The organism is Rahnella sp. PAMC25559 (assembly GCF_050632365.1).
Classification (GTDB): domain Bacteria; phylum Pseudomonadota; class Gammaproteobacteria; order Enterobacterales; family Enterobacteriaceae; genus Rahnella; species Rahnella rivi.
Window position 1 is genome coordinate 3554657 of record NZ_CP192543.1, and the last position, 20772, is coordinate 3575428.

Sequence of the window (20772 nt, forward strand, 5' to 3'; positions counted from 1 at the left end):
GCCATTTAGAACGTGCATATCAGAAAATATCTTTGAGATCATGGCTGTAGGCTTTCACTGCCTGCTCGCCAGCGCCTTTGATTTTCTGGATAACACTCACCAGTTTGTCGGCGTAATTCGGGTCTGTGGCATAGCCCGCTTTTTGCAGCGCATGTGCCGCCTGTTCAGGCGTGCTGGCCGAGGCGACCTGCGCATAGCGCGGGTTATTGGTCAGCAATTTAATGTAATCGCTGATGGCTTCCACATAAGAGCCGTAAACGCGGAAGCTGGCCTGGACTTTTTTCGCCACACCGTTGGAATATTCGGTGGTGGTGATCTGGGTGGTCGGGCCGTCCCAGCTGCTGCCGGCTTTGATGCCGAACAGGTTAAAGCTGCGTTTGCCGTCGCTGGTGGGAATTTCACGTTGCCCCCAGCCGGACTCCAGCGCGGCCTGCGCCATGATCAGCTGATGCGGGATGCCGCTGTCTTTACTGGCCACCTGCGCCGGAATGCTCAGGTTTGAGACGAACTGGCCGCTCCCCTGAGACAACGGCGCGCCGCTGGTGGTGCGGTCAGGTGCCGTCGGGATGGCTTTACGCAGGTACTGTTCCATCGCCTGAATCGGCAGGGTTTTCAGCACTTCGTTGTCCAGCGCCATCGGCACGGTGCCCGCCAGCTCTGAGGGCTGTTTGGTGCCGCCGCTCAGCTGTTCCACCATCATGTCTGCCATGCCCAACCCTTTGTTGGACATGTCCTGCGCAATTTGCTGATCGTACATCGATGTATAAAGCTTGGTTTGCTCACTGCTGAGCAAACCGCCTTCGGGCAGGGCCTGACGCATACTTTTCAGCATCATCTGCACGAACACCCCCTCAAACTGTTTCGCCACTTCCCGGATGTGCGCCTGAGGATCCTGCGCCACATCCCGCTTCAGTTTGTTCAGGGACTGCGCGTCATACGCGGCCCCGGACATCGACATCAGATCGCTCATCAGATAATTTCCAAATCAGCGCGCAGGCAACCGGCTGTTTTCATGGCCTGCAAAATAGACATCAGATCGATAGGCGTCGCGCCTAACGCGTTCAGGGTACGCACCACGTTATTCAGGCTGGCGCTCGAACGCACCTGCTGAATTGAGCCGCCGGACTGACGTACCGAAATATTGGTGTTTGGCGTCACCACCGTTTGACCGCCACCGAATGGCGTATTTGGCTGGCTGACGTCGTTCTGGCGATCCACCACCACGGAAAGGTTGCCCTGCGCGACGGCACAGCTGTCCAGCGTCACGTCGCGGTTCATCACCACCGAGCCGGTACGGGAGTTGATGATCACTTTCGCATCCATCGGCCCGACGTTGACTTCAATGTTCTGAATCTGCGCCAGAATGCGTACCTGCGAGACATTGCCGCGCGGCACCACAATCTGAATATTGCGGGAATCCAGCGCAGAGGCCACGCCCATTCCCTGACGGTTGATGGCATCGCTGACTTGCTGCGCCAGATTAAAATCTTCGTCATTGAGTTGCAGACTGATCACGCCTTCGGTGCCGAAGGTGCTTGGCAGTTCGCGTTCAATGGTGGCGCCGCCGGTGATACGCCCGCCGGACACCTGGTTAACCGTCACGCTGCTGCCCCCGGCAGAAGCCCCTGCACCGCCGACCAGCACGTTACCCTGCGCCAGCGCGTAAACCTGGTTATCCACCCCTTTCATCGGGGTCATCAGCAGGGTGCCGCCGCGAATACTTTTGGCGTTACCCATGGAGGACACCACCACGTCGATGGCCTGACCGGCGCGGGAGAACGGTGGCATCTTGGCGGTTACCATCACCGCGGCAACGTTTTTCAGCTGCATGTTGGTGCCAGCGGGAACGGTGATCCCCAGCTGCGAGAGCATGTTGGTCAGCGTTTGGGTGGTGAAAGGCGTCTGCGTGGTCTGGTCACCGGTACCGTCAAGGCCGACAACTAAGCCGTAGCCGATCAGGGCGTTATCACGCACGCCCTGTACCGTGGTCAAATCACGAATACGATCGGCTGATGCGGGCAGTATCACCAGGGCGGACATCGCCAGACAGAAGATACCGGAAAGAATTTTTCGCATGATTGCCTCGTTATAACGGCGATAAGTTTAGGAAGAACCGCTGCAACCAGCCCATGTTCTGCGCTTCATTGATGTAGCCATTGCCCACGTACTCGATACGCGCATCCGCCACCTGTGTGGAGATCACCGCATTCGCGCCGCTGATGGTGCGTGGGTTGACGACACCGGAGAACCGGATGAACTCGGTTCCCTGATTAATTTCGATTTGTTTCTCACCGACCACTTTCAGGTTGCCGTTTGCCAGCACTTCGCTGACGGTCACGGTCAATGTGCCGGTGAAGCTGTTATTGGCCGCTGCGCCCCCTTTGCCCGCAAAGGTGTTATCGCCGGAGGTATCCACCGCCGCACGGGCGTTGCCGAACAGGCCTTCCAGATAACGCGGTGTGGTATCAAAGCCAAACTTGGTGGAGCCGTTGCGGCTGGCGTTGGCCGAGGAGCTTTTGCTCGCACTGACGTTTTCCTGCAACACAATCGTCAGGGTATCGCCGATATTGCGCGGACGACGGTCTTCGAACAAAGGCTGATAACCGTAGTTCATCGGCTGAACTGACTGGAAAATCGAACCGTTAGGAACCGGCGGTGCGGCTGGCGCAGGCTGAGCTGTGGTTGTGCCAGGGACCAGCGGGGTATGCGGAAAATACGCGCAACCGTTCGCCAGTAACGTCACTAACAGCGGCAGCGCCAGCTTGCCTGGTCGGTTTACAAGAGAAGTCTTTACCGACGTTATTTTTTTGGTCACCACAGTTATCGCCTTAAAAAAATCGACCTGACAGGAATCAGAAACCGTACAGGACAGGCACGTTTCCGCCCCTGTCCTCTTGTTTTTCCCGCCCTGACCGCAGAGTGCCGGTAAGGGCGGCAAAGATTACAGCTGCGAAAGTTTCTGCAGCATTTCGTCCGATGTGGACACCGCTTTACTGTTGATTTCGTACGCACGTTGCGTCTGGATCATGTTGACCAGTTCTTCCGCCACGTTAACGTTCGAGGTTTCAACATAGCCCTGATACAACAGGCCAGCGCCGTTCAGACCCGGCGTGCTTTCTGTCGGCGCGCCGGAGCTTTGGGTTTCCTGGTACAGGTTTTCACCCATAGATTCCAGGCCGCTGTTGTTGATAAAGGTGCTCAGCGTCAGCTGACCGACCTGCTGGGCCGCTGTCTGCCCCTGCTGGGTGACGCTGACGATCCCGTCACGGCCAACGGTCATGCTGAGCGCGTTGGTCGGGATGGTGATCGCAGGAATGACCTGATAGCCGCTGGATGTCACCAGCTGACCGTTCTGATCCACCTGGAAAGAACCGTCACGGGTATACGCGGTGGTGCCGTCAGGCAGTTGGACCTGGAAGAAGCCCTCACCTTTTACGGCGATATCTTTACTGTTGCTGGTCTGCGACAGGTTGCCCTGCGAGAACAGACGTTCAGTGGAGACAGGGCGAACACCGGTACCGATCTGCAAACCGGAAGGCAGGTTCGTCTGTTCAGACGACTGCGCACCCGGCTGGCGGATTGTCTGGTACAGCAAATCTTCAAAAACCGCACGCTGGCGTTTAAAGCCGTTGGTGCTGACGTTCGCCAGGTTGTTGGCGATGACGTCCATATTGGTCTGCTGTGCATCCAGACCGGTTTTCGCGATATAAAGCGATGGGATCATGTCGTTACTCCTCTGCCATCATCAGGTCAGTGACAGCAGATTATTGGCGCGTTGTTCATTTTCATCGACGCTGTGGATGACTTTCATCTGCATCTCAAAGCGACGGGCGTTGGCGATCATGTCAACCATGGTTTCGACCGGTTTCACGTTGCTGCCTTCAAGGGTTCCGGGCATCACGTGAATGGTCGGGTCGGCGGCAAGCGCATTCCCACGGGCCTGTGCCGTTTCCGGCGTCAGACGGAACATGCCGTCATCGCCTCGCGTCACTTCGCTCCCGGTGGCTTTTACCAGTTTCAGTTTACCGAGCTGCCCCATGGTGTTGGGATCAGCGCCGGCTTCCAGCACGGCAATGGTGCCGTCCGCAGAGATGGTCAGCTGCGAGTTGGGCGGCACTTCAATCGGCCCGTTGTCGCCCATCACCGGATGACCCTGAACGGTCAGCTGGTTAGTGGGAGACACCTGCATGTCACCGTTACGGGTATAGGCTTCAGAGCCATCAGGCATCTGCACCGCGAGGAAACCGTCCTGCTGTAAGGCAACATCCAGCGGACGGCCCGTGTAGTTAAGTTTCCCCTGCGACATGTCTGCACCCGGCGTGGACGCGGTGACCAGTGTGCGGGTGTCCAGACTCTGGCCGTCCACCGGTACCGCGCGCATCGCTAAAAGCTGCGCGCGAAATCCCGGCGTCGAGGCGTTTGCCAGGTTACTTGACGTGACCGACTGCTGAACCAGCGTCTGGCTGGCTGCGCCCATCGCGGTGTAGATAGCGTGATCCATAGTGCTGCCCTATCGAGTTTTATCGCGCGTTAGCGCAGGTTAACCAGCGTGTTCAGGATGGAGTCCTGAGTTTTGATGGTTTGCGCATTCGACTGATAGTTACGCTGAGCAACGATCATGTTCACCAGTTCGGCACTCAGATCGACGTTGGAAGATTCCAGCGCGCCACTGGTGATACTGGCGAAACCGCCTTCGCTGGCGATGCCGTTTACGGGCTGACCGGAAGAGGAGGTGGCAGTCCAGACGTTATCGCCTTCAGATTTCAGGCCTTCCGGGTTAGAGAAGGAGCTCAGCACGATCTGGCCGAGTAACTGCGTTTTCTGGTTGGAGTAAGTGCCGGTGATGGTGCCGTCGTTATTGATGGTGTAACCGGTCATCTGGCCTGCGGCATAGCCATCCTGCGTCAGGGAGCCGATGCTGTTGCTGCCGGTGCTCTGCTGGATACTGCCGGTGAAGTCCAGTGCAACGGTCTGCCCGGGGACCGCGCCGTTGGTGGCGGTGTTCATCGGTAAGGTCAGGGTCAGACCGGTTTGCGCAGCGCCAGTGGCGGAGCTGGTGCTGGTCAGTGCGCCGCTGGTGGTGAAGTTCAGAGAGCCGATTTTGGCGGCGGTTGAACCTGCCACGCTGCCGTCCTGCGAGTAGACATCCCAGCTGTTCGCCAGGGTGGCCGACTTCACGAAGTAGACGTTGTTATCGTGCGCGTTACCCAGTGAGTCATACGTCGTGATGCTGTTGACGTAGTTGTAGCTGGTGTCATCGCTGCTGTTGAATGTGGCTGTTTTCGGCGCGGTATCCGTTGAGTTCAGGTTGGCGACCATTGTGCCACCCACGGTCGATTTGGCGCTCATCATGGTGGTTGGCACGCTCAGGGCAACAGGTTGCGCACCGGCCGCGATAGTCGGCGGTGTGCCGGTGGCCGGATAACCGGTCACGCTCAGACCCTGCATGTTCACCAGATTACGGTTAGCGTCGAGAGACAGCTGGCCGTTACGCGAGTAATACACGGTGCCGCTGCTGTCGGCCAGACGGAAGAACCCGTTTCCGCTCAGTGCAACGTCCAGACCACGGGACGTTGTGGTGGTGGTACCGTCATTGAAATTCTGTGTGACTGCGGCGACTTTAACGCCCATCCCCGTTTGTGAACCGGCGAACATATCGGCAAAAGAAGCGGTCGCGGTTTTGAAACCCACGGTCGCGGAGTTGGCGATGTTGTTACCGATCACGTCCAGGTTGGACGATGCTGCGCTCAGGCCGCTGACTGCTTGTGAAAAGCTCATGTTAGCTCCAGTTTACTGTGTAGTGTTTATGCATCTTTAGCTCCTCCCCTGCGAAGAGGCGTCTTTGGCTCCCTCTCCGGCAACGGTGAGGGTTGGGGGGCGGTATCACGGCTGCGCAGGCGCGACCCGCAATACACACTCCCCGCCTCCCCCTTTGCAGAGGGAGGAGCAAAACGATTACAAAATCTGTCTTACCTGATCGACTGTCGTCGTTCCGCGTACACCGAGATCCAGCGAGGTGCCGGTTTTGCTGTTGATCACGCCGTTGACCAGTGCATAGTTCAGCGGTGTTGCCACCATTTGCTGATTGTTATTCAGCGCATTGATGCTGAAGGAATAGCTGCCGTTCGGGGCTTTGGTGCCGTCGTCCTGCGTGCCATCCCAGGTGTAGCTGTGGACACCGGCAGTCTGGGAACCCAGGCTGATGGTCTTCACGGCTTTGCCCGTAGAATCGGTGATGGTGGCGGTCACGTTGTCTGACGCGCTTTCCAGCTCCAGGCCAAATGGCGTGGTGCTGACGGTGCCGTCTGTGTCGCTGCCGACCAAAATAGTGCTGCCGGAAACCATCACTCCGTGGCCGATCAGCGAACTTGCCTGAACTGAGGTGCCGTTGGTGATTTGCCCGGAAATGCTGCCCAGCGTCGTGTTCAGTTTTTCAATGCCGCTCACGGTGCTGATTTGCGCTAACTGGGTGGTCAGCTGGCTGTTATCCATCGGATTGGTAGGATCCTGGTTTTTCAGCTGAGCCACTAACAGGGTCAGAAAACTGCTGGAGAGGTCGTCAGCCGAGCTTCCCGTGGTGGACGTCGCAGCGGTGGCCGCGATGGTGTTATCCGTGGTGTCGTTAATCGACGTGGTAATTGCCATGGTGCGCTCCGCTATTGACCCAGAGTCAGAGTTTTCATCATCAACGACTTGGTGGTATTGAGCACCTCGACGTTGGCCTGATAACTGCGGGAAGCGGAGATGGTGTTGACCATTTCGCTGACCACATCTACGTTTGGCATCTGCACGTAACCCTTGGCATCCGCCATCGGATTACCCGGCTCGTACACCATGCGCATCGGCGCAGGATCATCAACGATCTGCGCCACTTTCACTCCACCGGTTTCCTGTCCAGGTGCAGCATCCACCTGAAAGACCACCTGTTTTGCCTTGTAAGGCTGACCATCTGGGCCGGTGACACTGTCGGCGTTGGCCATGTTACTGGCGCTGACGTTCAGACGCTGAGACTGCGCAGCCAGCGCAGAACCGGCGATATCAAAAATACCAAGCATCGACATGAGCAATTATCCTTGCAGCACCGACATCATTCCTTTGACCTGTCCGCCGAGGACGGTCAAATCGGTCTGATAGCGCACGCTGTTATCGGCGAAGTTGGTACGTTCACGGTCCATATCGACTGTGTTACCGTCCGCTGAAGGTTGATCCGGGATCCGGTACATCAAATCCATATCGGCTGCCTGGACGTTCGATGCCGGAATGTGGCGGTCAGAGGTCAGTGACAAAGACATACCGCTGCCACTGGCGCGGCCCTGCTCCATCACTTTCTGTAACTGACTGGCGAAATCGATATCGCGCGCCTGATAACCTGGGGTATCGGCGTTGGCGATATTGGCTGAAAGTATTTCTTGCCGCTGGGCGCGCAGGTTGAGCGCTTCCTGTTGGAACTGTAGTGCGGCGTTCAATTTGTCGAGCATGCGCCCTCCGCAAATGAGATTTTGGAGCGGACAGCATAATTGCGGGTGTCAATAACCTATCGTCTGAATAAGCATAAAATCGGGCGCTATTTGTCCCTTTAGGAATTGAAAAGTGCGGGTAGACTTGTCGCCAGTAGACTTTTTGCCATCAGGATGAATCGCGAATGAACAGGCTGACATTGCGTCATACGGGTATCACGCTGGGTTGCATCCTTCTCGGGGCACTGTCCGGTGAAATGAGCATTGCCCAGACGGCACCGGTGAGAAGCGCGCCTGTTTCAGCCAACAGCGACACCTTGCTGACGTCGCAAATCCAGCAGTTTTTCCGCCAGCAATACAGTGAAAGCGGAATGCAGGTGACGGTGGTGGTGACGACGCCCGCCGCGCGGCAGCCGCAGTGCCTCGCGCCGCAGTTTATGCTTTCGCCGAACAGCCGCACCTGGGGCAATGTGTCGGTGGCGGTGAACTGCAATGGCAAAAAAAGCTACGTACAGACCAAAGTGCAGGTGAGCGGAACCTATTGGGTGGCGGCCAAAAACGTGCCTGCCGGCGCGCACCTGGCAGAAGCAGATATGCAGCAAAAGACCGGACGACTGGATCTTCTGCCGCCGAAAGCAGTTTTAGACAGCAAACTGGCGCTGAACGGCGTAACCCTGCGTAACATCAACATCGGCCAGCCGCTGACGCTCTCGATGCTGCGCCGTCCGTGGATGGTGCACGCCGGGCAGGAGGTACAGGTTCAGGCAACGGGCAGCGGGTTTAACGTATCCAGCGCCGGTAAAGCGATGAACAATGCCGCAGCGAATGAATCAGTCCGGATCAGAATGCCGTCAGGCGTGATCGTCAATGGTACTGTGGGTTCAGACGGGTCTGTCACCGTGGAGATTTAGTGATAAATTGTCACTTTTTCGGCAATAAGGTTAAAGTTATTGCGCCACATGTCGATAACACACGTATCAGAGTCGTCACACGACGGCATTTTTAGGGTGAGACCCTACTGTTGCCCTGACCGCCTCGTGTTACACACAAGCCTGCCTCATCGGCCTGTGAAGTGAATAAACGTGGCAGAACAGGCAATTACCGGAGAAAAAATTATGGCTATTGATCGTACTCAAGGCGTGTCGCCTCTCAGCCCGATCCAGCAACGCGACCCTTCTGAAAACGCCGTGCAGAATACGCGTAAAGAAGAAACCGTTTCAGGCACCAAAACCAGCGGTACCGCAGTGACCCTCAGCGAAGCACAGACCTCGCTGACGCAGTCAAGCGCGCAAGATATCAATTCAGCCCGTGTAGACGAGCTTAAGCAGGCGATCCGTGATGGTAAACTGACAATGGACACAGGCAAAATTGCCGATGCGCTGTTGCAAGATACACAGGATTATCTCAAAGATTTTTAAGTTGAAAGGTAATTAGGCCCGATGAAGAACTTTATCAAGACCATGACTACCCTGGTTGAAACGTTGCAGGCGCTGGATCAAGTGATTAATCACGAACAAACGATACTGTGCTCAGGCCGCGTTAACGGAGCGGCCCTGCAACACATTACCGAGCAGAAAAGCTCATTACTGGCCACGGTAGACTATCTTGATAAACAACGTCGTCAGCACGACGAACGCCTGAAACAATCCGCCCCCTACTCACGTCAGCCAGAAATCGCTGCAATGTGGAAGCAGGTGGTGCAGATGACCACCAATCTGAGTCAGATCAACCGGCACAATGGATTATTGCTGGGTAAACAGATCGACTACAACACCGAAGCTCTGGCGATCCTCAACGCCAGCCAGTCGCAGAAATTCTACGGTGCAAACGGTCTGGAAACGGTGACGGGACAAAGTGTCCGTAAGATCTCCGTGTAGACCGAAACAGAGTCGGGGGGGAACACTTTCCCCTCAACACTCCCTCGCCTTTCACTTCATTACACTCCCTGCCAGACATTGATAGCACGCGAAAAGCGCAACGCAACAACACCGCCCCCTGATGACGTTTAAACCGGCCCTCTGGCTGCGGCATTCTGCCGGTAACACATTTCCCCTAACGATTGACCTGATTTCATCGACGAATGACCTGTGGGCATGTCACAGCCAGCCCCTCCCTCCTCTTATAGTAAATCCCTCCGAAGCCCCGCAACGACGGTGGCTCAGCCTCAACGTCAGATGAATCACAGGAGCAATCAATGAAATTAACGCAAATCCGCAACGCCACTCTGGTACTGGAATATGCCGGTAAAAAATTCCTTATCGACCCGATGCTGGCAGAAAAAGAAGCCTGGGAGGGTTTTGCGGGGAATGCGCGCCCTCACCTGCGTAATCCTATGGTGTCTTTGCCCGTGGCCGTTGAGGATTTGCTGGCCGTTGATGCCGTTATCCTGACCCATACCCATACCGACCACTGGGATGAAGCGGCTCAGCAGGCCGTTCCCAAGGACATGCTTATTTACACGCAGGATGAGCGCGACGCGGCGCTGGTGCGTTCTCAGGGCTTTCTTAACATCCGTGTTCTGAATGATGAAAATCATTTCGTTGATGGCCTGACGATTTATAAAACTGACGGTCAGCACGGCAGTAATGAACTGTACGCTGATGCTCAATGGAGTGAGTTTCTGGGGGATGCGTGCGGGTTGGTCTTCACCCACCACAAAGAGAAAACGCTTTATATCGCGGGGGATACCGTCTGGGTAAAACCTTATGCCAAAAGCCTGCAACGCTTCAGGCCGGAGATTGTGGTGCTCAACATCGGCTATGCGGTTAACGATCTTTACGGCCCGATTATCATGGGCAAAGAGGATGCGCTGCGCACGCTTAACATGCTGCCGACGGCGACCATCGTCGCGTCTCACATGGAATCGATTAACCATTGTCTTCTGACCCGTGCAGAGCTGAGAGCGTTCTCCCTGGAGCACAATATTGGGGACAAGGTTCTTATTCCTGCTGACGGTGACACACTGGTTTTCTGACAGATCATTGCGCCTGACTGAGGGGAAAAACGCCATGGCGACCGTTCAGCTGTTATCCTTTGGTCAGCCAATATCAGCATTTTCGCCACCGGTCATCCGGTGGTTTTCATTTACGCAAAGGTTAACGCTATGTCTGCACTGACAGTTGCCGTGATTGCCACGGCCGGATTCAGCCCGTTTCACTTTTCAGTGCCCTGCATTATTTTCGGGCAGTCTATGCCGCAGCCGGATCTTTTCTGCCTCGAAATCTGTGCTGAACAACCGGGCATTGTCCTGTCTGATATTGGCCTGTCCATGAATGTAAAACATGGCCTTGAGCTACTGGACGTGGCAGACATTGTTATCGTGCCTTTCTGGCGTCACCCGGAAGAACGCCCTTCTCAGGCATTGCTCGATGCCCTGATAAAGGCATGGCAGCGCGGCGCTGAAGTGGTCGGGCTGTGTCTTGGCGCTTACGTACTGGCTTATTCCGGCCTGCTTGATAAGCACCGTGCCGCCACGCACTGGGAGTATGAACAGGATTTCATCGGGCGTTTCCCTGCCGTTCATCTGGACTGCAACTCGCTGTACACCACGGATGATCGTCTTATTACCTCTGCCGGAACCGCCGCCGGTATTGACTGCTGCCTGAACATTATCCGTGAACATTATGGTTCCGCGGTGGCTAACCGGGTGGCACGAAGAATGGTTGTTCCTCCCTACCGCGAAGGCGGTCAGGCGCAGTTTATTGAACGTCCGGTCCCGGTTTCTACGCGGGACGGCAAAATGAATGAGCTGATAGAGTACCTGCGGCGCAATCTGAACAAGCCTCACGATCTCGATTCACTGGCAAGCTTTGTCAGCATGAGCAGGCGGACGCTGACCCGTCATTTTCTCAAAGCAACCGGCACCACGCTGGGAGAATGGCTGAACGCCGAGCGTCTTCAGAGAAGCCAGGAGCTGCTCGAAACCACGAACAGCAGTATTGAAAGCGTGGCCGACATGACCGGTTTTCAGTCGCCTGTCTCCTTCCGCCAGAGTTTCAAGGCCAGATTCGGCATCAGCCCAAGTGAATGGCGCCGGGCATTCCGAGGCCCGGCCCCCGTAGAACAGGAAAAAGCCTGAAAGACGGGCGGTGAAAACGCCGTCTTGCTCAGCACCCTTTCTGAATCGAACCCTCGTCCTCCCCTCAGCCCCCACAAAACCAAACCAGGCATATTTCGGTTTGTGCCGTCAGCCGCATTTCATTTAGCTGTAACGGCTCGGCCAGATGATTTCGGCTTTTACGCCGATGGCTTCCGCAATCAGTCTTTCGCCTTTGGGCCACCTGCGCGTCAAAGCATTCGACAGCGTGGTGGAACTCAGCCCGGCGTGGCGGGAAACGGCGGACATGGTTGTGCCCGTCTTTTTAATCGCAGCGATGATGTCTGCCTGATGCCAGTCCTTTTTCATACAGCTCTCTCCTGAAAGTGGTAAAGCGAACCACACTGCACGTCGAAACTCCGTTTGCGGCACACGTTGCCCTTTTAGTTCCTACACTATTAAGAGGAACTCAGGCGGGAGCAGGACGCTTTACGTCTCCTCCGGCCAGCCCGAAAGTGGCAACGGCGGCGGGTTTTACCGCCGCGACCAGACGTTAACGGGATATCCCTGCAGAATAAACAGGCAATTAACGAGAATGGGATACTGCTTCCAGAGAGTTTTTAGGGTTTGCAGTCCGTTGCAGCGAGAAGCGTTGGCTGACTTGCGGCACTTAAATCGTGTGTGCTTATGTACCCCAAAAGGGGCAAAACAGGTAATATGTCCGCCACATCCTTCCGGGGTTATTTGCACTCACCACCGGCTAAAAATAATCGAAAATACATAAGGATATATGTGGATTCTTTAAGGAATTTACCTGCAGCACCATCGCTGGTGCCGCTTAAAATCATTTCCTCGGGTGCGGCACTCCCGGCGCATAAAGTGACATCGGCTGAACTGGATGTCCGGCTCGGGAAATCCGCAGGGTATGTGCAACAGCGTTCAGGCGTGGAATACCGTTTCCATGGCGATGACCGCGCCTCGCAGGTTCAGCTTGCGGTGGCCGCCATCACCGATGCGCTTGAGCGCGGAAATATTGCGGCAGACTCCGTCGATTTGCTGATTTTCGCCTCCGCGATCCCGGTGCAGGCGCTGCCTTACAGCGCGGCGCACGTATTAAAAGCCTCGCCGCTGCGTGAAGGCATCAGCACCTTTGATGTCAACGCCAGCTGTGTCAGCTTCATTTCAGCGTTGCAGGTCGCCGCCGGTTTGCTCAATACCGGTGCTTACCAGCGGATAGCGATTGTCAGTGCGGAACTGGCGTCGCGGGGCATCAACTGGGCACATGAAGAGTCGTCGATTATTCTGGGCGACGGCGCAGCCTGCGCCATTGTCGAACAAGGCGATGGGCGCAGCGGCATTCTCTCCTGCCTGATGGAAACCTATCCGGCCGGTGTGGATCTGTGCCATATCCGCGCAGGCGGTACCCGACGCAATCCCCGTGCGGGGATCGCCGACAGTGACTTTTTATTTCATATGGACGGCAAGCGCCTGTTCCGCCTCGCCGCTGCACTGATCGAAGAGTATTGGGCGCGGTTATTGTCTGCCGCGCAGTGCGCGCAGGGCGATCTGGCGGCCGTGGTGCCGCATCAGGCCAGCCATGTTTCACTCGAACACATGCGCCGCCGGCTGAATATTCCGGAAGACGTGCTGATTGATATCTACCGTCATCACGGCAATCAGGTATCGGCGTCTATCCCGACCGCGCTGCATTATGCCCTCACCCACGATCGCTTTTCGCCGGGAAAACCGGTGGCACTGGTGGGCACCGCGGCCGGTCTGACGCTCGGCGGCATGGTGCTGATCCCATGAAAATTTTAGTGACAGGCTCCACCAGCGGGCTCGGGCGCAATGCCACTGAGTGGTTGCTGGCTGCCGGGCATCAGGCGGTGGCGGCGGGCCGTGATCTTGTGGTCGGGAAAATGCTCACCGACACAGGAGCCGATTTCCGCTTTGTCGATCTCGACTCTGCGACTCCGGCGCAGCTGACCTCGCTGGTGCAAGGATGTGACGCCGTCTGGCACTGTGCGGCCAAATCGTCGCCGTGGGGCAAAGCGTCTGACTTTATGCGCACCAACGTGGATCTCACCGACCGGCTGGCGCTGGCCGCCGGGCAGGCCGGTGTGCCGCGGTTCGTGCATATTTCCACGCCCGCCGTCTATTTTGATTTCAAGCACCACGCCGATATCGATGAAAGTTATCGCGCGAAACGCTTCGCTAACCATTACGCCCGCAGCAAATTTCTGGCGGAGGGTTGCATCACGCAGCGCCAGCAGCAATTTCCGGCAACACGTTTTACCGTGCTTCGTCCGCGTGGATTGTTCGGCGCGCATGACCGGGTGATCGTTCCGCGCATTCTTGAGCAAATCCGCCTGAATAAAGGCGTGCTGCGCTTGCCACGCGGCGGTGAAACCCTGCTGGACCTGACCTTTTCGCTCAACGTCGTCGAAGCCATGTGGCAGGCCACTGCTCAGCCACATCTTCCCCCGGCGGCGGTCTATAACATTACTAATCAGCAACCTGAGCGCCTGGGTGACATGTTGCATCAGTTGTTGAATGAACAACTCGGGATCCGTTTCACCCTCCGGCCTGTGCCTTACCGGCTGCTTTATGGCGTGGCGAGCGGCATGGAGCTGCTGGCTCAGGCGCGCGGGCGTGAACCGCTGCTGACCCGCTACAGCGTCGGCGCGGTGAATTATGATATGACGCTGAGCCAGGCCCGTGCGATTAGCGAGCTGCACTACCGGCCGGTGTATTCCATGCAACAGGCCATCGGGCTGACGGCGCAGGCGATGCGGGAAAATAAAGGAGAGCACCGTGGCTAATCTCACCGCTTTTGACGTGGGCTATTGCCTGCACCCCGGCTGTATGGCCCTCAAAGGCGCGGGCTGGCGGGTGTGTAAATTCCCCGCGCGGGCATGGCTGTTAGAGGCGCAGGGCAAGCGCTGGCTGTGGGATACCGGCTACGCTGACCATTTTGAACATTACACGTCCAAAGGCATTTACCGCCTGTACCGGGCGACCACGCCGGTGCATTTCGACTCACGGGATGCGCTGTTCCGTCAGCTGGCGGATCGGGGGATTTCTCCCGCGGATATCACGGCGCTTATCATTTCGCATTTTCACGGTGACCATATCGCCGGGCTGCGGGATTTCAGCGGCGTGCCTGCCATCAGCAGCATGGACGGCTGGATCCGCACACGTAAACTTCGTGGCCTGGCCGCCCTGAAAAACGCGTTCGTTCCGGGGCTTATTCCGGACGATTTCGAAACCGGGCTGCAATGGATGGAAGCCATGGAGGAAACGCCCCTGCCCGCCGCGCTCGCCCCCTTTGAGGGCGGATACAGCCTGCCTGGCAGCGACAATGAAATTATTCTGGTGCCGCTGCCGGGACATGCTGCCGGACATATCGGCGCATTTGTCCTCACTGATTCCGGCTGGGAGCTGCTCGCCAGCGACGCAGCCTGGTCGCCGAAAAGTTACGAAAGCCTGCGCGGGCCGTCGCGTATGGCGCATCTGGTGATGGACAACAGTGCCGCGTATTACGAAACGCTGCGCCGCCTGAACCAGCTTTATCTGAGCGGCAATGTGAAGATCCACCTGTGCCACGAGGGGGATTTATGATCCCGCTGAAAACCCTGTGGCACTACCTGCGCACCCGCCGGCTGGTGTTTGACAACCGCGAAGCGTTGCTGGCGTGGCAACAGAAAAAACTGCGTCAGTTTGCCCGCAAAACGCTGGCAAAGAGCCCGTGGTTTAAGGCCTGCGCGACCCTGCCGCAAAATCAGTGGCCGCTGATGGATAAAGCCCTGATGATGGCGAATTTCGATCAGATGAACACGGCCGGTCTGAAGAAAGAGGCGCTACTGGCCTGTGCGCAGCGTGCGGAACGCGACCGCCACTTCACGCCGCAGATTGAGGGGTTCAGCGTCGGGCTCTCGTCAGGCACCTCCGGCCAGCGCGGGATTTTCGTCGTCAGTCCGCATGAGCAGCAGGTCTGGGCGGGCGGAATGCTGGCAAAAATGCTGCCGCAAGGGTTACGCCGCGGTGAGCGCGTCGCGATGTTTTTGCGGGCAGACAATAACCTCTACCACAGCGTGAATAACCGCTGGCTGACCCTTGAGTTTTTCGATCTGTTTGCGCCTTTTCACCCGCAATTGCTGCGGCTGGAAAATGTCGCGCCGACCATTATTGTCGCACCGGCACAGGTACTGCGGCAGCTGGCGCTGGCGGTGCTGAACCGCGAACTGACGCTCAACGTCAGCAAAGTCATTTCCGTTGCCGAAGTGCTGACCGCTCAGGATCGTCAACTGCTGGAGCAGGTTTTCCCGCAGGTGGGTGAAGTCTATCAGGCAACCGAAGGTTTTCTCGCCGCCACCTGCGAGCGGGGGACGCTGCACCTTAATGAAGAGTTTATTCACGTGGAACCGGAGTGGATAGACGACCGCCGCTTCGTGCCTGTGATTACCGATTTTACCCGCCATACCCAGCCGATTGTGCGTTACCGGCTGGACGATGTGCTGGTGAAACGCGAGCAGCCGTGCGGCTGCGGGCGCGTGACCCTGTCCATCGAGCGCATCGAAGGCCGCTGCGACGACTGGCTGGCATTGCCGGGCAAAGACAGGCAGCAGCAGGTGATGTTTGCTGATGCCTGCAACCGGGTGATCGCCAATGCCCTGCCGCTGACGGCAGACTACCGGCTGACGCAGCAAAATGACGTCGCGTTGTTGCTGGAAGCCGAATGCAGCGAAAGCGAACTGACCCTGTGTAAAACCCGGCTGGAGCAGCATTTCGCTGTACAGGGCGTGGACCTTTCTCAGTTACAGTGGACGCTGAGGGCGGGAAACATTCCCGCCAACTTCATGCTTAAAAAACGTCGGATCACCCGCTTAAAGGACACCGTTCATGGTTAATCGTTTATGGCAGATGTTGCTGGGCTGGGGCGCAGTCGGCGTGGTTTATCATCTGACAGATACCTTTCAGACAGCGGGCACCGTGCTGAAGCCCTCGGTGATTGACCGGATGATCCCGTTCAGCCCCGGCGGCATCTGGCTGTATCTGTCGTTTTTCATCATCATCCCGCTGGCTTACCTGACCTGCCCGGCACACCGGCTGCGCTGGTTGCGTAATGCGATGATGCTCACTGCGCTGCTCTCGGGGATGGTTTATCTCCTCTGGCCGACCACCATGGTGTACCCCGCCTTCTCCGAAGACTCGCTCAGTGCGCGGATGCTCTCGGCGTTAGCCGCCGTTGACTCGCGCCAGAACTGCCTGCCCTCGCTGCACATGGCGCTGACCGTACTCTCCGTCTGGGCGCTGAGCAGCCGCCATCTCTGGAAAACCGGCCTGTATATGCTGTGGTGCCTGGCTATCGGGTTCTCAATTTTACAGTTACGTCGCCATCTGTTTGTCGATCTGCTGAGCGGTGCCGGTCTGGCGCTTGGCGTCGGCGCGCTGCTGTGGCGGTTCATGTTGATTACGCCGTCTGGTCACAAGGAAAGTGCTCATGGTTGATTTAATTATTCCGATCATCTTTATGCTGGTGGTGGTGTTAGGCGAAGCCTGCCTGTTGCAGTATTTGCGCAAAGAGCCGGTTAACTGGCGCGATGTGATGTTTAACCTCAACTCCGGTCATGTGATGTTGTGGCTGTTTCGCGGGCTGGAGATTTTCTGTTACGGGCTGGTTGTCACGCATTTCAGCCTGAACTGGGTCAGCGGCTGGCCTGCACCGCTGATGTGGCTTTTCGCGTTGCTGGCATGGGATTTCGGTTTCTACTGGCTGCACCGGTTGCATCATAAATTCGGCCCGCTGTGGGCGGTGCACGTGGTGCATCATCAGGGGGAGCACTTCAATCTGTCGCTCGGCGTGCGTAATTCCTGGTATTCGTCGCTGACCTCGATCCCGTTCTTTATGCTGCTGGCGATTGCCGGTGTGCCGCTGTCGGTGTTTATCGCCGTGTCGCTGCTGCACTACAGCGTGCAGCTGTTTAACCACAACGCGCTGACGCCTAATCTCGGGTTCCTCGAGAAAATTTTCGTCACGCCTTCCCATCACCGCGTGCATCACGTGAATGACCGTTTCTACGCGGATAAAAACTGCGGCGGCACGTTCATTTTCTGGGACAAAATGTTCGGCACCTACTGGCCGGGTTTGCCGGAGGGCGAATTTACCTACGGTTCAGGTAAACAGCCGCACCCGCAAAATCCGTTCTGGGCGAGCAATCAGCCGTTCTTTCAGTATCTGAAATTGCCCCTGCGCTATCGTCATAAACCGCCGCAGTTCCGCTGTGCCACGGCCAGCCTGCTTACCGGTGCGCTGTTGCTGTTCTCGCTGGTGATTGGCTATGTCTGGCAATACGGTTACGGCTATCAGGGCACCACGCTGGCGCAGGTCACGCTTTTCCTGTTGCTGATGGCCGGTACGCTGGCGCTGGGCGCAATTGCCGAAGGCCGTAAAGGGGGCGTCATCGCGTGGCTGCTGATCACCGTCGCTCTCCCGCTGATTTTCCTCCTCGGTCTGGGCTGGCACGACAGGTTCTGGATCTGGCTGATGCCGTTAATCAGCCTGCACGGCGTCAGTCTGGCGCTGGGCGTGGGCCGACGTCAGACTGAGGTGGCCGCCTGTGAGTAAATTACCGGATCTGCCGTTATTTATGCCCGATGGCGAACAGGCATTTCACCGCGCCCTGAACCAGCAGGCGCTGGCGTATTTGCAGGCGCGGGGTGACCACCGCTACGCCGATGGCGTCAGTTTGCTGAAAGCCGTGGCGCTGACCATGCTGTGCGTGGCGGGTTATGCGATCTGCCTGACGCAGTACAACGGCTGGGGATTTTTCGGCGGCTACCTGCTGTTTGTGCTGGCGGGCATGTTGCTGAACGTCAACGTCAATCACGACGCGTCGCACAACGTTTTCTTACGCAGCACGCGCGCCAACCGGATCATCAGCCGTCTGGTGACGCTGCCGCTGGGTGTCGATCCTGATTACTGGCGCATCCGCCACGTCGGGTTTCATCACCGCTATGCCAACGTTGAGCATTACGATCTGGACACCCAGGAAAATGGCATCTTCCGCCAAAGTCCGTATCAGAAACATCGCCCGCACATGCGCTATCAGCATCTTTACTGGCCGCTGATCGCCGCGCTGTCCCTGCCCTATATTGCGTGGATTTTTGACTGGTCAGACAGACTGGGCAAGACACCGCTGAAACTGACCGGCGCGCTGCCCGGCAAACGCGGCTGGGCTATTTTCACCGGTTTTAAGCTGCTGCATTTACTGCTGGTGCTGGTGATCCCGTTGTTCATCGCGCATGCCCACCACATCAGCGCAGGCGTGGTGATAGCCAGTTACCTGATAAGCCAGATGATCGCATCGACGTTCGTGGTGTTTCTGCTGCTCGGCACCCACTGGGCGCAGGCGGAATTCTATGACGCGCCCTCGCAGGGCAAAATGCCGCAGGGCTGGTATAAACACAATTTTGCCACCGCCTGCGACTGGCACCCGACGCCGCTGTGGCTGGAGAAATGGTTTGGCATGCTCAATCTGCATCTGACCCACCATCTTTTTCCCGGCTGGCATCACCGGCACTACCCGGCACTGGCCAAGATCATTGCCGGTCTGGCCGCAGAACACGGGATGCCGTATCGCTGTCTGAGCTACCGCGAGCTGATGCGCGAACAGCAGACGTTTTTGCGCGCCATGGGCAACGGTGACGATCCGCGCACGGCTGAAGGCGGCAACCCCTGGAGCCAGCCATGACGGCGCCAGGGTATCAGCAGCGTGAGGATCTGGCGCTTCACCGCGACCTGACTAAAGCCGCGAACCAGTATCTGTTGCAGCATCAGGATCATCGCTTTGCCGACGGGCGGATGATCGCCAAATTACTGTGCCTGCTTGCCCTGTGCGCGCTGTTTTACACCACGGCGCTGCTCAGTGATAACCGGCTTATGTTTGCCTGTGGTTATTTCGCGTTTATTTTTACGGCAATGTTACTGGCGATCAATGCGGTACACGACGCCTCGCACAATGCGTTTTTCCGCCAGGCATGGGCGAACCGTGCGCTGAACCTGGTGATTTGTATTCCGCTCGGGCTGGATGCCGATTGCTGGCGGGTGCGGCATGTGGAATGCCACCACGCCCACCTGAACGTGCAGGGCTATGATCTGGATATTGAGGAAAACGGCGTGCTGCGTCAGACCCCGTTCCAGCGCATCAAAGGCTTTATGCAGATGCAGCATTATTACTGGCCGTTTGTCGCGGCACTGACCTTCCCCTGCATCATCTGGTTTTTCGACTGGATCGACCGCGCGGGCAAAACCCGCGTGCAGCCTAAAATGCGCCATCAGGGCATCCGCGGCTGGGCTGTGTTCCTCACCTCAAAAATGTTGCATCTGCTGCTGGCACTGGCGCTGCCGTATTGGGTTTTACATCAGCAGGGCATGGGCGGCGACATTCTGCTGTGGTGCTATTTAGGCGGACAGATGCTCTCTTCGCTGATTTTTGTGGTGCTGATATTGGGGTCGCACTGGGCGATGGGCACGTTTTATCAGGTGCCGGAAGACGGGCGTTTTAAGCATGGCCGTTATCGCCACGTGTTTGCCACCACCATCGACTGGGTGCCTTATCCGCGCTGGCTCTCTTACTGGCTGGGTGAGCTGAATCGCCATCTGACGCACCACATTTTTCCCGCCTGGAACCACCGCCATTATCCGGCGCTGTCGGCGATCATTGCGCAGGTGACGCAGCGTCACGGCGTGACGTACCACTGTGTTTCACTGAAAGATATTCTGGTGGCCCAGCAGCGTTTTTTGCGGGCCATGGGGAAAGGAGAAACAGCGCAGGGGCTGATGGACAAACCTACTGATAATTCACAATAACCTGATTACTGAGCACGCGTAACGGCGGATTCATCGCCCCTTTACCGGGTACAAAATACACCAGTCTCATCGGCGAAATGGCCGCCTGACCGTAAAAAGATCGGGTCTGACCGCTGTCTGCATCGAGCGCCACGCAGCGGTTGGTCGTATTGCATAACGACACCTGAAGCCCCGCCGGACGCGGCCCCGTCAGCCGGTAATTCCAGCTGACCGTGGTGATGGTCGCCGACGCCCGCTGCCGCAAAGGGGAACTCTGCGGTGCCGCGAGCGGCGCAGACGAGGCCATCACGCCCCGGTTTTGCAACGTCACACCGCGCTGGGTGTCCGACCAGGAGCCGGACGCCGCCAGCACCGGCGCGCTGATCAGCATCAAAGACCCCATCGCCACGCGCAACAGCTTATTCATG

24 protein-coding genes are annotated in these 20772 nt (G+C 57.2%); 13 read left to right on the plus strand and 11 right to left on the minus strand.

The window, feature by feature from the left end:
* Positions 1–19 precede the first annotated feature (19 nt).
* From flgJ to flgB, 9 genes are all read right to left on the minus strand, one after another.
* Complete coding sequence (gene flgJ / locus ACQZQY_RS17555; RefSeq protein ID WP_122094999.1) at positions 20–970, minus strand: flagellar assembly peptidoglycan hydrolase FlgJ; 951 nt, start codon at positions 968–970, stop codon at positions 20–22.
* A complete protein-coding gene (locus ACQZQY_RS17560) occupies positions 970–2076 on the minus strand; it encodes a flagellar basal body P-ring protein FlgI (protein ID WP_056769751.1) in 1107 nt (368 codons plus the stop codon). Before ACQZQY_RS17560 ends, flgJ begins: the two co-directional genes overlap by 1 nt.
* A 10-nt stretch (positions 2077–2086) precedes the next feature.
* The gene (locus ACQZQY_RS17565) at positions 2087–2803 is read right to left on the minus strand and encodes a flagellar basal body L-ring protein FlgH (protein WP_122095614.1); all 717 of its coding nucleotides are present in this window, start codon (positions 2801–2803) and stop codon (positions 2087–2089) included.
* Positions 2804–2941: 138 nt separating this feature from the next.
* Positions 2942–3724, minus strand: a complete 783-nt coding sequence (gene flgG / locus ACQZQY_RS17570) for a flagellar basal-body rod protein FlgG (RefSeq protein WP_056769747.1) — start codon at positions 3722–3724, stop codon at positions 2942–2944.
* A 21-nt stretch (positions 3725–3745) separates the two neighbouring features.
* On the minus strand, positions 3746–4501 hold the full coding sequence (locus ACQZQY_RS17575; protein WP_056769745.1) for a flagellar basal body rod protein FlgF: 756 nt from the start codon (positions 4499–4501) through the stop codon (positions 3746–3748).
* A gap of 29 nt (positions 4502–4530) precedes the next feature.
* Complete coding sequence (flgE, locus tag ACQZQY_RS17580; RefSeq protein ID WP_122094997.1) at positions 4531–5778, minus strand: flagellar hook protein FlgE; 1248 nt, start codon at positions 5776–5778, stop codon at positions 4531–4533.
* 177 nt (positions 5779–5955) lie between these two features.
* Positions 5956–6645, minus strand: coding sequence for a flagellar hook assembly protein FlgD (gene flgD / locus ACQZQY_RS17585; protein ID WP_056769742.1), 690 nt, complete (start codon positions 6643–6645; stop codon positions 5956–5958).
* 11 nt (positions 6646–6656) lie between these two features.
* Complete coding sequence (gene flgC / locus ACQZQY_RS17590) at positions 6657–7061, minus strand: flagellar basal body rod protein FlgC (RefSeq protein WP_056769739.1); 405 nt, start codon at positions 7059–7061, stop codon at positions 6657–6659.
* Positions 7062–7067: 6 nt separating this feature from the next.
* Complete coding sequence (flgB, locus tag ACQZQY_RS17595) at positions 7068–7478, minus strand: flagellar basal body rod protein FlgB (protein ID WP_056769737.1); 411 nt, start codon at positions 7476–7478, stop codon at positions 7068–7070.
* A 164-nt stretch (positions 7479–7642) separates the two neighbouring features.
* Between flgB and flgA the strand changes: the two genes are divergently transcribed.
* The 5 genes from flgA to ACQZQY_RS17620 all read left to right on the plus strand — a co-directional run bounded on the left by flgA (position 7643) and on the right by ACQZQY_RS17620 (position 11535).
* Entirely contained in the window at positions 7643–8368 is a 726-nt protein-coding gene (flgA, locus tag ACQZQY_RS17600; protein WP_217203899.1) for a flagellar basal body P-ring formation chaperone FlgA, read from the plus strand.
* 204 nt (positions 8369–8572) lie between these two features.
* Positions 8573–8875, plus strand: a complete 303-nt coding sequence (gene flgM, locus ACQZQY_RS17605) for a flagellar biosynthesis anti-sigma factor FlgM (protein WP_056769736.1) — start codon at positions 8573–8575, stop codon at positions 8873–8875.
* A gap of 21 nt (positions 8876–8896) precedes the next feature.
* Entirely contained in the window at positions 8897–9334 is a 438-nt protein-coding gene (locus ACQZQY_RS17610; protein WP_056769734.1) for a flagella synthesis protein FlgN, read from the plus strand.
* Between the two features lie 317 nt (positions 9335–9651).
* Complete coding sequence (locus ACQZQY_RS17615) at positions 9652–10431, plus strand: MBL fold metallo-hydrolase (protein WP_421670724.1); 780 nt, start codon at positions 9652–9654, stop codon at positions 10429–10431.
* 129 nt (positions 10432–10560) lie between these two features.
* Positions 10561–11535, plus strand: coding sequence for a GlxA family transcriptional regulator (locus ACQZQY_RS17620; RefSeq protein WP_217203901.1), 975 nt, complete (start codon positions 10561–10563; stop codon positions 11533–11535).
* Between the two features lie 123 nt (positions 11536–11658).
* On the opposite strand, the gene ACQZQY_RS17625 is transcribed toward ACQZQY_RS17620, so the two are convergent.
* The gene (locus ACQZQY_RS17625) at positions 11659–11862 is read right to left on the minus strand and encodes a helix-turn-helix domain-containing protein (protein ID WP_056769729.1); all 204 of its coding nucleotides are present in this window, start codon (positions 11860–11862) and stop codon (positions 11659–11661) included.
* Between the two features lie 423 nt (positions 11863–12285).
* On the opposite strand from ACQZQY_RS17625, the gene ACQZQY_RS17630 reads away from it, so the two are divergent.
* Genes ACQZQY_RS17630 through ACQZQY_RS17665 form a run of 8 tightly spaced genes read left to right on the plus strand, consistent with a single transcriptional unit; the run spans position 12286 to position 20365 of the window.
* Positions 12286–13302, plus strand: coding sequence for a 3-oxoacyl-[acyl-carrier-protein] synthase III C-terminal domain-containing protein (locus ACQZQY_RS17630; RefSeq protein ID WP_431296105.1), 1017 nt, complete (start codon positions 12286–12288; stop codon positions 13300–13302).
* Positions 13299–14315, plus strand: coding sequence for an NAD-dependent epimerase/dehydratase family protein (locus tag ACQZQY_RS17635; protein WP_431296106.1), 1017 nt, complete (start codon positions 13299–13301; stop codon positions 14313–14315). Before ACQZQY_RS17630 ends, ACQZQY_RS17635 begins: the two co-directional genes overlap by 4 nt.
* Positions 14308–15114: an MBL fold metallo-hydrolase gene (locus ACQZQY_RS17640; RefSeq protein WP_056769723.1), complete on the plus strand. Its 807-nt coding sequence runs from the start codon at positions 14308–14310 to the stop codon at positions 15112–15114. Before ACQZQY_RS17635 ends, ACQZQY_RS17640 begins: the two co-directional genes overlap by 8 nt.
* On the plus strand, positions 15111–16403 hold the full coding sequence (locus ACQZQY_RS17645) for a F390 synthetase-related protein (RefSeq protein ID WP_431296107.1): 1293 nt from the start codon (positions 15111–15113) through the stop codon (positions 16401–16403). The genes ACQZQY_RS17640 and ACQZQY_RS17645 overlap by 4 nt, the downstream gene beginning before the upstream one ends.
* Positions 16396–17004, plus strand: a complete 609-nt coding sequence (locus tag ACQZQY_RS17650; RefSeq protein WP_431296108.1) for a phosphatase PAP2 family protein — start codon at positions 16396–16398, stop codon at positions 17002–17004. Before ACQZQY_RS17645 ends, ACQZQY_RS17650 begins: the two co-directional genes overlap by 8 nt.
* The gene (locus ACQZQY_RS17655; RefSeq protein WP_122094987.1) at positions 16997–18121 is read left to right on the plus strand and encodes a sterol desaturase family protein; all 1125 of its coding nucleotides are present in this window, start codon (positions 16997–16999) and stop codon (positions 18119–18121) included. The genes ACQZQY_RS17650 and ACQZQY_RS17655 overlap by 8 nt, the downstream gene beginning before the upstream one ends.
* A 22-nt stretch (positions 18122–18143) precedes the next feature.
* Positions 18144–19247 carry a fatty acid desaturase family protein gene (locus tag ACQZQY_RS17660; protein ID WP_431297204.1) on the plus strand — a complete coding sequence of 368 codons (1104 nt, stop codon included), beginning with the start codon at positions 18144–18146 and terminating at the stop codon, positions 19245–19247.
* The gene (locus tag ACQZQY_RS17665) at positions 19244–20365 is read left to right on the plus strand and encodes a fatty acid desaturase family protein (RefSeq protein ID WP_431296109.1); all 1122 of its coding nucleotides are present in this window, start codon (positions 19244–19246) and stop codon (positions 20363–20365) included. Before ACQZQY_RS17660 ends, ACQZQY_RS17665 begins: the two co-directional genes overlap by 4 nt.
* Here the strand turns inward: ACQZQY_RS17665 and ACQZQY_RS17670 are convergent.
* Positions 20346–20771: a flagellar protein FlhE gene (locus ACQZQY_RS17670; protein ID WP_205965071.1), complete on the minus strand. Its 426-nt coding sequence runs from the start codon at positions 20769–20771 to the stop codon at positions 20346–20348. The genes ACQZQY_RS17665 and ACQZQY_RS17670 overlap by 20 nt on opposite strands.
* Position 20772: the final 1 nt, after the last annotated feature.